Source organism: Corynebacterium nuruki S6-4 (assembly GCF_007970465.1).
Lineage (GTDB): Bacteria > Actinomycetota > Actinomycetes > Mycobacteriales > Mycobacteriaceae > Corynebacterium > Corynebacterium nuruki.
Genome location: NZ_CP042429.1, coordinates 2,045,138 through 2,058,684 on the forward strand (window position 1 = coordinate 2,045,138; position 13,547 = coordinate 2,058,684).

Consider the following 13,547-nt stretch of genomic DNA (forward strand, 5'->3'; position numbering starts at 1 on the left):
CCGATCATCCGATCACCGCGGTCCGCAGCCGCGCACTGAACACCAGGAAGGTCAGCAGCCCGACGCCGACGTTGAGCAGCGCCCCGAACTGCTCGGCGACGAAGTTGAAGATCTCGGTGAGCAGAACCGTCACGAGGGACGCCGCGCGCAGCAGGCGCAGCGGCCACAGTCCGCCCCGGCGCATCAGATGCAGGACGACCGCGCCGGCGCAGAGCAGGAAGGCGAGGGTTGAGCCGCACAGTTGGCCGATCTGGGTGACGGCGGCCCCGGACCCCGGACGCATGTCCTCACCGACGGTGAGCACGGAGGAGACCACCCCGCCGGCACTGAACAGACTGATGAGCACGGCGGCGACGACGGTCACCCGTCGTCCGGTCCGCCGCCCCATGTCGACGGGGATGCGCGCCGCCACGGACTGCCGCAGCCGTTCCGTCGGCCCGGGATCGCGCCGCGGCAGGATGTCGAGTGTCCCTGACACGGCGGCGACAGCGCGGGGGTCCGCACCGCTGAGCCGGGCGTCGTCAAGCAACCGGGTGATCACCGTGCGCTGCCGGTCGGAGACCCCGGAGCCGACGCACTCCGCCACGAGGCTGGTGGCGGCGGCGAGATGCCCCGCGGGTGAACCCAGGCGGGAGTCCTGGATGAACCGGTTGACGAGGAGCAGGAGGACGAAGACGACGTACATCACCGAGATCGCCGGCGTGAAGAAGTAGTCGTTGCTCCTGGTGAGGAACTTGCCGACCTCGTCGAGGAAGAGACCGAGCCCGATACCGCCGATGACCACGGACAGCCGACGGACCCGTCGCCCGATGAACGACAGCAGCAGGACGATCGCCACGGTCATCGCCGCACCGCCCCACAGAGCGTGGGCGATGTGCAGGGTGCCGCCGCCGACCTGCGGATAGCCGGTGGCGGCGAGGTAGGCCCGGGTGACCAGGATCGTGGCGACGGCGGTCACCACCATGGCCTGGACGAAGGACCCGCCTCCGGAATATCTGGGCACGGTGTTCTCCTCAGGGTCTCAGGTTGCGGCTCAGGTGGCGGCTCAGGTGGCGGCAGCGCGGTTCACAGCAGGATGTGGAGCAGTCCCGTGGCACCGGCGACGACGACGCCGACGTTGATGACGGCACTGACCACGCTCCACACCAGGAGGCGTTTCCGGTCGTAGCCGGCGAGGGCGAGCACGAAGCAGTTGACGGCGATGGGCGAGATGAATCCGCACAGCACCATGGCCGGCCCGAGTCCGTACCGGTCGACCTGGCGCAGCAGGCGGACCGCGGCGTTCCGGTGCCGGCCGTCGACCTCGTCAGGCGCCCCGGCCTCCTGCTCTGCCCGCTCCGCGCGTCGTGCCGCCCGGCGTGTCTGCCGGATCGCGGCGATGCGGGTACCCCACAGCGTGGTGACCCAGGCGGCGACGACGGTGCCCGCCGTCGCAGCGAGGAAGGTGAGCTCCCAGTCGATGCCGGCGACCATGCCGATACCGGCGGCGATGTCGCCTTCGACAACGGGGATGACGGACAGGACGAACACCGCGACGACCTGCAGGGCGCGCGGCAGCATGTCCACCCACGTCTGGATGTCGTTGATCACGGTGGTGACCACGTCATGAACACCACTCATCACGTCCTGTATCATTGATAGAACGCTATCAGGGATGGACCCCCCTGACCATGTCTTCCGGCGTCCTGCCGGACACGCCGACCCACCTCAGACAATGCCTGATTTCATCCGTTCCCTCCCACTGACCGGCACCACCGTGGTGACCGTCCTGGCCGCCGTGGGTGTCGGTTGCCTGCTCGTGCTCGTCGCCGCACAACGGCCGCGGCGTGACCGACGGACCGTGGGTCGGCTCCTGTGGACGGCTCTGGTCGCCGTCGCGGTACCCGCCGCCGTCACCGCGGTCGCGGTCGCCGCGCTCGACCTCACGCTGGTCGAGATTCCCGTCACCGCGGTCGCTGCCGGTGTCCTGCTCAGGGCGGCCCTGATCCTCACCGGCACGGCGGTGGTCACCCGTCGCAGCCGGGCCTGGTGGACGGTATTTCCCTCGGTGGGCGCTGTCCTCACGACCGTGCTGCTGGTCAACGCGGGGTACGGGATGTTCCCCGATATCGGTTCGCTGCATCCGGAACCGTCCTACCGCGAGGTCGCCGCCGATGAGCTTCCACCGGCCGTAGCGGACGCGGTCCCCGTCGACCACTGGCACGCGCCGACGACGCTTCCGGAGTACGGCACGCTGACCACCCTGCCTGTCCCTGCCCCCTCCTCGGGTTTCCACGCGCGGGACGCCCATGTCTACCTGCCGCCGGCCTGGTCCGCGTCGCCCCGTCCACAACTGCCTGTGCTGGTGCTCATGGGGGGCATTCCCGGATCACCGGAGCAGTGGATCAGCCGTGGCCACGCCACCGAACTCGCCCACGACTACCAGCGGAAACACGGCGGACTCTCACCGATCATCGCCGTGGTGGACGCCACCGGTTCGACGTGGGGCGACCCGGTCTGCACCGACTCACCGACGGCGAAGGTCCGCACGTTCCTCAGCCGGGACGTGCCCGACTGGCTGCTCAGCCGGTTCAATGCGGACCCCGACCAGTCCCGGTGGACGATCGGCGGCTACTCCTACGGTGGTCTCTGCGCGCTGCAGGTGGTCGCCAACGCGCCGGACACCTACGGCGGCTTCCTCGACTTCTCCGGGGACCGGCGCCCCACTGACGAGCACCGGAAGCACGACAGCACCGTCCGGGACTTCTTCGACGGGTCGGAGCAGGCCTACCGGGACGCCAATCCGGAACATCTCCTCCACACCCGGTCCGACGACGGCCGGTACAGCCGCCTGCACGGCTGGTTCATCGCCGGCCACCGGGACCGTCCTGCAGTCGATGCCCTGCATGCGTTGTCTTCTGCGGCGGAACGGGCCGGGGTGGATGTCTCCACGGCCACGCCGCGGGGCGGCCACGACTTCGGCCTCTGGCGGGATGCCCTGCGCACCACCTTCCCTGACGTTGTCCGGTGGGGCGGCCTGCCGCAGAGCGGGCAGTGACCGGACGCCTAGAAGTGGCGTCCGATGTGCGCCTCCTCCCGCATGGTCTTCACCATGTGCGGGTAGTGCAGTTCGAAGGCCGGACGCTCCGAGCGGATCTTCGGCATCGAGTCGAAGTTGTGCACCGGCGGCGGGCAGCTGGTGGCCCACTCCAGGGAGTTTCCGTAACCCCACGGATCGTCGACGGTGACGACCTCGCCGTAGCGCCAGGAGCTGAAGATGTTCCAGATGAACGGCAGCATCGAGACACCCAGGATCACGGCGCCGACCGTGGAGACCTGGTTCAGCGTGGTGAAGCCGTCCGAGTCGAGGTAGTCGGCGTACCGCCGGGGCATACCCATGTTGCCCAGCCAGTGCTGCACCAGGAACGTGGTGTGGAAGCCGATGAAGGTCAGCCAGAAGTGGATCTTGCCCAGTCGTTCACTGAGCATCCGCCCGGTGAACTTCGGGAACCAGAAGTACACGCCGGCGAACGCCCCGAACATGACCGTCGCGCTGACGGTGTAGTGGAAGTGCGCGACGACGAAGTAGGTGTCCGTCAGGTGGAAGTCCAGGGCGGGGGACGCCAGCATGACGCCGGTCAGACCGCCGAACAGGAAGCTGACGAAGAAGCCGATGGCGAACAGCATCGGGGTCTCGAAGGTGATCCGGCCCTTCCACATGGTGCCGAGCCAGTTGAAGAACTTCATGCCGGTCGGCACGGCGATGAGGTACGACATGAAACTGAAGAACGGCAGCAGGACGGCACCGGTGGCGAACATGTGGTGCGCCCAGACGGCCATGGACAGGGCGGCGATCGACAGGGTGGCGAAGATCAGTCCGACATAACCGAACATCGGTTTCCGGCTGAAGACCGGGAAGATCTCGGAGACGATGCCGAAGAACGGCAGCGCCAGGACGTAGACCTCGGGGTGGCCGAAGAACCAGAACAGGTGCTGCCAGAGGATGGCGCCGCCGTTGCCGGCGTCGTAGATGTGGCCGCCGAGCAGCCGGTCGTAGAGCACGCCGAGGGCGGCGGAGGTCAGCAGCGGGAAGATCAGCAGGGAGATCACGGCGGTGACCATGATGTTCCAGGTGAAGATCGGCATGCGGAACATCGTCATGCCCGGGGCCCGCAGGCAGATGGTCGTGGTGATCATGTTGATCGCCGAGGCGATGGTGCCGATACCCGTCATCGCCACCCCGACGATCCACAGGTTCGAGCCGACGCCCGGCGAGTGGATGGCGTCCGCCAGCGGCATGTACATGGTCCAGCCGAAGTCGGCGGCACCGCCGGGGGTGAGGAAGCCGGAGAGGACCATGAGACCGCCGAACAGGGTGATCCAGAACCCGAAGGCGTTGAGCCGGGGGAAGGCGACGTCGGGTGCGCCGATCTGCAACGGCAGGACGGCGTTGGCGAAGCCCCAGACGATCGGTGTGCCGAACAGCAGCAGCATGATCGTGCCGTGGATGGTGAACAGCTGGTTGTACTGCTCGTTGGAGAGGAACTGCAGGCCGGGGTGGAACAGCTCGATGCGCATGAGCAGCGCCATCAGTCCGGCGGCGAAGAAGAAGCCGAAGGACATGATGATGTACATGATCCCGAGCTTCTTGTGGTCGGTGGTCGTCAGGATGTCCCATGCATGTCCGCCCTTGCGGGACCGTCCGCCGTGCGGGGCAGGGCGGGTGGAGCTTGCGGGAAGGGTGGTGGTCACGATCGGCCTCCTCGACAGCCGTTCCTCCTCCGGGGTCGTCATACCCCGGTCCCGGCCTCTCCGGGATACCTTCTCCCACAATAGTACGCCACGCAGGCTTTGTTAAGGGGTGGTCACCTCCTGCAATGTCGGATAGTCGGTGTAGCCGCTCGCACCGCCGAAGTAGAAGGTCTTCGGGTCCGGGGTGTTCTCGGCCGTTTCCGCATCCGTTTCCGCAGCCGTCCACCGGGCGACGAGGTCGGGGTTGGCCAGCGCGGGGCGTCCGACCGCGGCGGCGTCGTAGCCGAGGGCGAGGATGTCCAGGGCGTCCTGCCGGGTGCTCGCGACCTTCGTGCCGGTGTTGCGGTTGGCGAAGACGGGGCCGTGGAACCGGTCGCGGAGGCCGGTCGCCAGGTCGCCGGCGAGGTCGGGCTGCGTGAGGTTGAGGTAGGCGATGCCGGTCCCGTCGCCGAGTGCGTTGAACCCGTCGATGAGGTGCGCATAGGCCTCGGCGGCGACCGCGTCATCGTCCTCGACCGCGCCCTGGATGGTCATGCCGGGGCTGATGCGCACACCCACCCGGTCGGCGCCGATCTCCGCGGCGACGGCGGCGGTGACCTCGGTGACGAAGCGGGCGCGGTTCGCCGGGGATCCGCCGTAGGAGTCGGTCCGGATGTTCGAGTTCGGGGCGAGGAAGGAGTGGAGCAGGTAGCCGTTGGCGGCGTGCAGTTCCACGCCGTCGAGTCCGGCGTCGACCGCCCGGCGCGCGGCTGCGGCGAAGTCGGCCCGGATCCGGTCGAGCCCGGCGGCGTCCAGTGCCACGGGTGTGGCGAACGGCAGGCGGTTGCCTCGGGCGTCGTGCGCCCAGCCGCGGTGGTCGACGGCGCTGGCGGAGACGACGGGCAGGCCGGTGACGTCCTCGTGGGTGTTCCAGCCGGCGTGCATGAGCTGGGCGACGATGTGGCCGCCGGCGGTGTGGACGGCATCGGCGACGGCCCGCCAGCCGGGGATCTGGGCGTCGTCGTAGAGGCCGGGCTGGGTGACGAACACCCGGCCGTCGCGGCTGGGGGAGGTGCCGTCGGAGACGATGAGCCCCATGCCCGCACGCTGCCGGTAGAACTCGGCCATGAGGTCTCCGGGTCGGCCCTGCGGGTCGGCGCGCAGCCGGCCCATGGGGGCCTGGACGATGCGGTTGGCCAGCGGGATGCGTCCGGCTGTCAGCGGCTTGTTGAACTCTGGTTCAGTCATGGGACGCAGCCTACGCGGCCCCGGGCGCCGTCGGGGCGGAACACAGTTCCGCCCGAACACTTGTTTTGTTTCCGGTTAGCATGTATGGTCGACTGCAGTACCTCGGAAAGCACCTTCCACCACAGATCATGAGCCCCAGGGGGACGCCATGACCACCACCGTTTCCACACCGAACCGCACCACCATCCATCAGATGGCGTTCAACGCCCTGTTCGACAGGATCGTCAGTGACCTCACCGACGGGGACGACACCCTGCTCGGCCTGTACGCCCACTGCCTCGACGACCCCGACGGTGCCCTCACCACCGAACGCCCCGGACCGGACCACTCCCTCGACCCTGCCGCGCCCGTAGGCTGGGCCACGCAGGACAACCCTGACCTGTTGTCGACGACCAAGACCGCCGCGAACCTCCTCGACCTCACCCTCGCCGCCGCGCTGACACCCGACGGCTCCGACGAGGTCCACCGCACCACCGCCAACGCGGCCCGCCGCCTCGGGGTCACCCGGTCGAAGGCCCGGGTCTACTGCGATGTCGGGACGATGCTCAGCCGTATGCCGCTCACCGGCGCCGCGGTCTCCTGCGGTGCATTCAGCCTCGACCTGCTGCGCATCCTCGCCGACGTCACCTGCGCCGTCGACGACGACCACCTCGCCGCGGTGGACGCCGACCTCGCCGACCTGCTCACCCCCACCCGCCCGGCGCAGGCCGTCCCCGGTCCCGTCATCCTGCGGCGGGCGGCCACCGAGATCGTCGGAACCCACCAGCCCGCCGCACTCCCCCTCGACCCGGAGGCGCAGGACGTTCCACCACCTGAACTGCAGACCGACTTCGCCGTCGACACCCGCAACGACGACTTCACCGTCTTCCACGTGACGCTGCCGGCCGACGAGGCGGTCGGTGTCACCCGTATCGTCGACGCGGTCGCCGCCGCCCACGGGTCCTCCCGCGCCACCGCGTTCGCCGAACTCTGCCACGGCCACGTCGACGATGTCCGGGTGACCCTCAACTGCTACCGGAACATCGACAGCGGCACCATGCACCTGGAGAACCGGTGGCTGAACCGTGTCGCCACCGACCGGTGGACCCGCCGGGTCACCCACCTCACCGTGCCCTCGCACTCCGCCCATGACGGCCGGTTCGCCTCCGACAACCAGAAAGCCCTGCTGGCCGGCATCGACGGCACCTGCCGGGCCCCCGGGTGCGAGAGTCCCGCCGCCACCGCGGACACGGACCACGTCCACCGCTACGACAGTGAACCCCGCACGGACACCGAACGGATGCAGAGCCTGTGCCGCCGGTGCCACAACGCCAAGACGCGCGGCCTGGTCGACTACACCCGCCACCCCGACGGCACCGTCAGCGCCACCAGCATCGACGACGGCCACACCGTCACCACCGTGCCGACCGGACCGATGGCGGAGGCTGTCACCACCTTCGCCCGGGACCTCGCACGGAAGGTACAGACCCGGGCCGAACATCAAGCGGCCCGTGACGCGTGGAACGCCGCCACCCGCGCCGCCGTCGAGGAGGTCGTACCCTTCTGACGGAAACAGTCATTTCTGAAGGGAACATGTCTTAGAGTTTCCTCCCATGACATTCCTGCGCACCGCCCTCACAACCCTCACCGCAGCAGCGCTGACCGTCGGCACCGCTGTCGCGGCACCCGGCGTCCCGCCGTCACTGGTGGATACCGACCCGAGCATCGCCCAGCCGGCGACCGACCCCTTCTACACCCCGCCGGCCGAGATCCCGGACACGCCCGGCACGCTCATCCGCAGCCAGGACACCCCCCACCTGGCCGAGGGGCTCGGCGGCGCGCAGAAGATCCTGTACACCTCGACGACGCAGGACGGCTCCCCCGTCGCGACGTCCGGCACCGTCATCGAACCCACCGCACCGTGGACCGGCCAGGGCCCCACCCCGACCATCGTCTTCTCCCCCGGCACCCGCGGCGCGGGGGACGGGTGCGCCCCGTCCCGCGCAGGCCTGCTCGTCGCCTCGATGGACCAGGGCACCGACGGGCCGATCAACCTCGACTACGAGTACCCGTTCTACGCGGCGGCCGCCGCCATGGGGGTCCGGGTCGTCGTCGCCGACCTCATCGGCCTCGGCACACCCGGCCAGCACACCTACGTCAACCACACCGAGGAGGGACACGCCGCACTGGACGCCGCCCGGGCCGCCGTACCCGCCGGCTTCCCCGTCGCCTTCTACGGCTACTCGCAGGGCGGCGGTGCCTCCGCCGGCGCCGCGGAACTCGCCGGGACCTACGCCCCGGAGCTGAACGTGAAGGGCACCTTCGCCGGGGCACCACCCTCGGACCTCATCAGCGTCACCGAAGCCCTCGACAACCACCTCATCGGCGGCGTGCTCGGCTACGCCCTCAACGGCGCGCTCGCCCGGCACGCCGAACTCCGCCCGCTGATGGACCGGTACCTCAACGACAAGGGGAAGGAGTTCCTCGCCTCCACCGCCGACGAGTGCATCGGCAACTCGGTGCAGAAGTGGGAGAACCTGGACACCCGCACCCTGACGCAGGACGGCCGCTCCCTCGCCGACATCCTGCGGGACGACCCGCAGGTCAACGCCATCTTCACCAGCACCGACTACCGGCTCGGCACCCGGCCGCTGAACGCCCCGATGCTGCTGCTCAGCGGCGACCACGACGACGTCATCCCGCACGCCCCGGTCGAGCAGCTCGCCGCGGACTACTGCGGGCTCGGCGGCACCGTGCAGTTCGTCGCCGACCCGCTGCCGCAGATCGGTGAGAAGAACGCCGTGAACCACGCCCTGCCGATGATCACGAACTCGGTCACCGCCTTCGACTGGATCCTCGACCGTTTCAACGGGGAGCCGGCACCGACGACCTGCCGGTGAGTCAGCAGCCGTCAGGACATGACCTTCGTCTTCTCGATCGCCGCATTCGTCGACCGGTTGTAGCCGTCCAGGAACCGCCGCAGGAACAGTCCCAGGATGAGTGCCGGAACCGCGAACAGCAGCAGCATGCCCAGGTTGATCCACAGGTCACCCCGGTACATGCCCGCGATGGCGGCGCGCATGGCGTCCATCGCGTAGGTGGCGGGCAGCCACGGGCTCACCGCCTGGAACCAGCCGGGCAGCAGCGGCAGCGGATAGGCACCGCCGGCACCCGAGACCTGGATGACCAGCAGCACCACCGACAGTGCCTTGCCCGCACTGCCGAACGACAGCACGAGTGTGTAGACGATGAGCATGAACACCACCGACGTCACCCAGCCGCTGACCAGCAGCAGGAACGGGTGGACCGCACCGATCTGCACGAAGACGACGAGGCCGGCCACCGCCAGGGTGCTCTGCGCCAGCCCGATCAGCGCGAACAGGCCGAACCGGCCGAGGTAGGCCTGCGTCCGCGTGTACTCCCGGTCCCGCGGCGGCGAGGTCCGGACGAGCACCACGGTGAGCAGTGCGCCGACCCACAGCGCCAGCACCGTGTACAGCGGCGCCATCCCCGCGCCGAAGCTGGCGACGGGGAACACCGGATCGCGTTCCACCGAGACCGGCGCGGAGAGCTGCGAGGCCAGGGCGTCCGGATCGTCGCCGACGATCGCGGCGAGCCGGGAGAAGTCACCGGTCTCCCCCGCGGTCGCCAACGCCTTCTCCAGGTCGGCGAAGCGGGCGGCGTGCCCGTCGAGCCGGTCCGCGAGCGTCGCGGTGGTGGTGCGCGCCCGGTCCAGCGCCCCCTGCACCGATCCGGGCGACCCGGACAGTCCCGCCGTGATGCCGTCGAGGTCGTCGCGGATGCCGGAGACACTCCGGCCGAGCGAGTCCAGGGTGCCGCCGAGCTGGGAGAGCTGCGGCTTCAGGTCCTGCCGGTAGGAGGCCACCGCGCCGTCCACCGCCTGCCGGGCCCGGTTCAGCGCGTCCGCGGTCCGCTGCCGCGACTGGGCGGCCGAGGTGGTCCCCGCCGTGATGTCGTCGGCGGTGCGGGCCAGCCGGTCGTGCAGGTCGGCACTGCGGTCCACGGCCGCGTCCAGGGCGGGGACGCCGCCGGGCGTCGCGTCCGCCACCCGGTCACGCAGGGCGGCGAGGGCATCGGTCTGCTGCTGCACCCGGTCCGCCAGGGTGGTGAACGTCGCCGCCGTCCCGGACCCCGCGGACCCGGCGCGGTCGAAGAGCTCACCGAGCCGGTCACCCACCGCCGCGTAACTGTCGCCCGTCGCGGTGAGCGCGGTCTCCAGCGAGTCCGTCGCATCCTTCAGTGTCGAACCGAGGTCGGCGGTCGCCCCGGATCCGCCGCCGAGGTCGGTCCCCGGGTCACCGAAGTCGGCCCCCGCCGCCCGGGCGATGTCGTCCGCCCCGGTCAGCAGCGGTTTCGTCGAATCCAGCAGGGCGGTCAGGGAGCGGGTCGTGCCGGCCACCGAATGCAGCCGGTCGCCGAGCCCGGCCACCCGGTCCCGGATCCGGTCGAGGGCGACCTTCGTGTCGTCCTTGTCGAGGTAGTCCGACAGGGAGGAGATCACGCCGAGGCCCACGTCGCTGATGATGCGGGTGAAGGTGTCGTTGATCTGCGTGATCACCCCGTCGGCGCCCTGTGAGGTGATGACCGTGGACAGGGCGTTCTTCTTCTCGTTGGTGTACAGCGCGAGGTGCGTGGGTTCGGTACCGGTGAGGTAGAAGGTCAGCATCGAGGTGCTGAAGTCCGGGGGCAGGACGATCGAGGCGTAGTACTCCCCCGATTTCGTGCCCTCGACGGCCGTGTCCTCGTCGGTGACGACCCAGTCGATCTGGTCGTTGCGGCTGAGCTGCGACAGCACCTGGTCGCCGAGGTTGATGCGCAGGTTCGCCAGATCACTCTCGTGGCCCTCGTCGGCACTGGCGACGGCGATCCTGAGCTGGTCGGTGCGGCCGAAGGGGTCCCAGCTGGCGAGCACGTTGAAGCAGGAGAACAGCAGTGGGATGATGATCAGCCCGAACACCACGACGGCGGTCATGACGTTGCGGCGGATGCGGCGGAGGTCGCCGCGCACGATGTGCAGGATGTTCCTCATGATGCTGTGTCCTTACCGTCGGTGAGTGCGTCCTGCAGGTCCGCGGTCGGCAGCTCGGAGAGCTCCCGGGCGCGCGCGAAACTCTGCCGCATGTACTCCAGCCCGGCGATGACCGCGACGGTCAGCAGGAGCCACAGGCTCACCAGGCCGAAGAACAGCGCCTTCTGGTCGTCGATGACCCGGGCGAGCACCCCGAGGACCAGCACGCCGGCCACGCCGACGGCGATGGTGGTGCGCAGCAGCGCCGGATAGTGCTCCCGCACCGGACGCCACTGCCGGTCGACCTCCTCCCGGTAGCCGTCCCGGTCACGCAGCGCGTGGATGACGTCCGTCAGCCGGTAACTGCTGCCGACGACCTGCACCTCCTCGTTGACGATGAGGCCGCCGGCCTTCAGCTGGCCGTTGACCAGGGCCTTGACATGCGACAGGCGGCGGCTGAGCAGGGCGCCGGCCACCACGGCGACCAGCGCCATGCCCACGAGGATCCCCGTCGCCCGCCACCAGTGGTCGCCGTAGAATCCGCCGATGGTCTCCCGCAGGGCGTCGATACCGTAGGTGAACGGCAGGAACGGCGAGATCGCCCGGAAGAAGTCCGGTGTCATCTCGATCGGGTACATGCCGGACGCCCCGGGGATCTGCAGGAAGGCGAGCACCACCGCGATCCCCCGGCCGATATGACCGAAGGCGGACACCAGCCCGTAGACGATGCCGAGGTACGCCAGCCCGGTGAGCACCACCGTGCCGACGAAGGCGGCCGGGTTCACCGTCTCCACCCCGATGAGCAGGTCGCCGATGCCGACGATGAGGCCCTGCCCCACCGCCAGCGCCGCCAGCAGCAGCAACCGGCCCCGGTAGGCCTGGCCGACGGTGAGGCGGCGGATCCCGGCCGTGTCCACCTCGGTGCGGAAGATGATCATCAGCATGAACGCGCCGATCCACAGCGACAGGTTGGTGAACAGCGCCGCCATCCCCGACCCGTAGTGGTCGACCGGGTACACCGGGTGACTGTCGACCTCGGCGGGGGTGGAGACGAACCGGGAGACCCCGACCGAATCCAGTGAGGTCACGGTCCCCAGCACCCCGTCGCGGGACGCCGCGACAAGGGCGAGGACATCGGTCCGCGCCGTGGCCAGACCGTCCGCGATCCCGGAGAATTCGCCGCCGACCCGGTCCAGCACCCCGCCGGTGGCGTCGAGCTGGCGGCCGACGCCGTCGAGCAGGCCGACGGACTGGCGGACCAGGGTCTGCTGCGACTGCAGGGAGGCGGCGAATCCGCCGGCGGTCGAGCTGACCCGGCTGATCGCCGCGTTGAGGGCGGGCAGGGAGTCCCCGACCGAGTCCTTGAGGCCGCGGGCCCGGTCGCGGGTGTCGCCGGTGGCGCGGGCCAGGGCGTCCGAGGCGCCGTGGACCGCGTCGAGGGAGGCGGAGGCGTCGTCCTGCAGTCCGGACAGCCCGTCGAGCAGCTCCCGGTCGGAGGCGGTGCGGTCCTCCAGGTCGGAGAGGGCGTCGCGCAGCGGCTGGGCCGCCGCCGGGGGCAGGGACGCGTCACCGAGCAGCTGCCGCAGCTGGCGCACGGCCCGGTCACCCTGGTCGACGAGGCCGGAGGCCTCCCGCGTCGCCGTCGAAATGCCCGCCCCGGCGCGCTCGAGCTCGCCGGTGACCCCGGCGACGGCGGCGTCCGCCTGCGCGGTCCCGTCCGCCAGCGCGTCCGTCGTCCCGACGTAGGCGTCGGTGGCCGCGCCGGAGAAGTCGGCGACCTGTTTCTGCACGGTCCCCATCACCGACTGCACCTGGCCGAGCGCCGTCGCCGCGTCACCGAGGGTGGTGTCCACCGAGCGCAGGGCGTCCTGCGTCTTCGTGATGGTGGGCCGGGCGTTGCCGAGGCTGTCGCGGATGCGGGTGAACTCGTCGCGGGCGGCGGACAGGGTGCCGGTGGTCTCGTCGAAGGCGCCCGCCACGCCCTGCCCCGCCCCGGAGAGGTCGCCCTGGAGGGTGCCGCCGGCGGTGCGCAGCCGGTCGGTGACGACCCGGGCGATCTTCTCCTTGACGACCGAGTTGATGGTCTCGTCGAGGGTGGTCGCGCCCTGGTCGGTGATCTTCGGGCCGATCGCGCTCTTCTTCTCGTTGACCCGGTAGGTCAGGGTGGGCTGCGAGTAGGTGCCCTGGAACATGCTGAGGATGTCCGCGGTGAAGTCGGCGGGCACGGTGACCGTGGCGTACACGTCACCACGGCGGATCTGGTCGTCCGCCTCGTCGCGGTCCATGAACCGCCAGTCGAGCCGGTCGTTGTCGGCCAGCTGGTCCGTGAGCTGACTGCCGACATCGAGTGGTCCGGTGAGGGCGGAGGAGCCGCCCTCGTCCTCGTTGACCACCGCGACCCCGATGTGCCCCGTGTTCTCGTAGGGGTCCCAGAACGCCGCGACGTTGAACCAGGAGTACAGGGCAGGGGTGATCATCACCCCGACCACGATCACCCACACTTTCGGGGTGCGCCAGAGGCGGGCCAGGTCCCGGATGAATACTCGCCAACTTGCCGTCACCCCGGTGACGCTAGCAGGAC

General features: G+C 69.8%; 9 protein-coding genes. 3 read left to right on the plus strand and 6 right to left on the minus strand.

Annotated features, from left to right (window positions below; genetic code table 11):
• Nucleotides 1–4: 4 nt before the first annotated feature.
• Both FSW06_RS09135 and FSW06_RS09140 read right to left on the minus strand, forming a co-directional pair.
• Nucleotides 5–964 (minus strand): hypothetical protein, encoded by a 960-nt coding sequence (locus tag FSW06_RS09135; protein WP_010121540.1) that lies wholly within the window; start codon nucleotides 962–964, stop codon nucleotides 5–7.
• A 101-nt stretch (nucleotides 965–1,065) separates the two neighbouring features.
• Nucleotides 1,066–1,620: a hypothetical protein gene (locus FSW06_RS09140; protein ID WP_139024544.1), complete on the minus strand. Its 555-nt coding sequence runs from the start codon at nucleotides 1,618–1,620 to the stop codon at nucleotides 1,066–1,068.
• 94 nt (nucleotides 1,621–1,714) lie between these two features.
• Here FSW06_RS09140 and FSW06_RS09145 point away from each other — a divergent pair, with 94 nt between their 5' ends.
• Nucleotides 1,715–3,037 (plus strand): alpha/beta hydrolase, encoded by a 1,323-nt coding sequence (locus FSW06_RS09145; protein ID WP_010121542.1) that lies wholly within the window; start codon nucleotides 1,715–1,717, stop codon nucleotides 3,035–3,037.
• 8 nt (nucleotides 3,038–3,045) lie between these two features.
• Here the strand turns inward: FSW06_RS09145 and ctaD are convergent, their stop codons facing one another.
• Both ctaD and FSW06_RS09155 read right to left on the minus strand, forming a co-directional pair.
• Nucleotides 3,046–4,773 (minus strand): aa3-type cytochrome oxidase subunit I, encoded by a 1,728-nt coding sequence (gene ctaD / locus FSW06_RS09150; RefSeq protein WP_010121543.1) that lies wholly within the window; start codon nucleotides 4,771–4,773, stop codon nucleotides 3,046–3,048.
• A gap of 60 nt (nucleotides 4,774–4,833) precedes the next feature.
• Complete coding sequence (locus FSW06_RS09155) at nucleotides 4,834–5,958, minus strand: oxidoreductase (RefSeq protein WP_010121545.1); 1,125 nt, start codon at nucleotides 5,956–5,958, stop codon at nucleotides 4,834–4,836.
• A 148-nt stretch (nucleotides 5,959–6,106) separates the two neighbouring features.
• On the opposite strand from FSW06_RS09155, the gene FSW06_RS09160 reads away from it, so the two are divergent.
• Nucleotides 6,107–7,504: an HNH endonuclease signature motif containing protein gene (locus FSW06_RS09160; protein WP_010121547.1), complete on the plus strand. Its 1,398-nt coding sequence runs from the start codon at nucleotides 6,107–6,109 to the stop codon at nucleotides 7,502–7,504.
• Between the two features lie 46 nt (nucleotides 7,505–7,550).
• On the plus strand, nucleotides 7,551–8,837 hold the full coding sequence (locus tag FSW06_RS09165; protein WP_010121548.1) for a lipase family protein: 1,287 nt from the start codon (nucleotides 7,551–7,553) through the stop codon (nucleotides 8,835–8,837).
• Nucleotides 8,838–8,848: 11 nt separating this feature from the next.
• Here the strand turns inward: FSW06_RS09165 and FSW06_RS09170 are convergent, their stop codons facing one another.
• On the minus strand, nucleotides 8,849–10,987 hold the full coding sequence (locus FSW06_RS09170; RefSeq protein ID WP_010121549.1) for a YhgE/Pip domain-containing protein: 2,139 nt from the start codon (nucleotides 10,985–10,987) through the stop codon (nucleotides 8,849–8,851).
• Nucleotides 10,984–13,527, minus strand: coding sequence for a YhgE/Pip domain-containing protein (locus FSW06_RS09175; RefSeq protein ID WP_040430594.1), 2,544 nt, complete (start codon nucleotides 13,525–13,527; stop codon nucleotides 10,984–10,986). Before FSW06_RS09175 ends, FSW06_RS09170 begins: the two co-directional genes overlap by 4 nt.
• Between the last annotated feature and the right edge of the window lie 20 nt (nucleotides 13,528–13,547).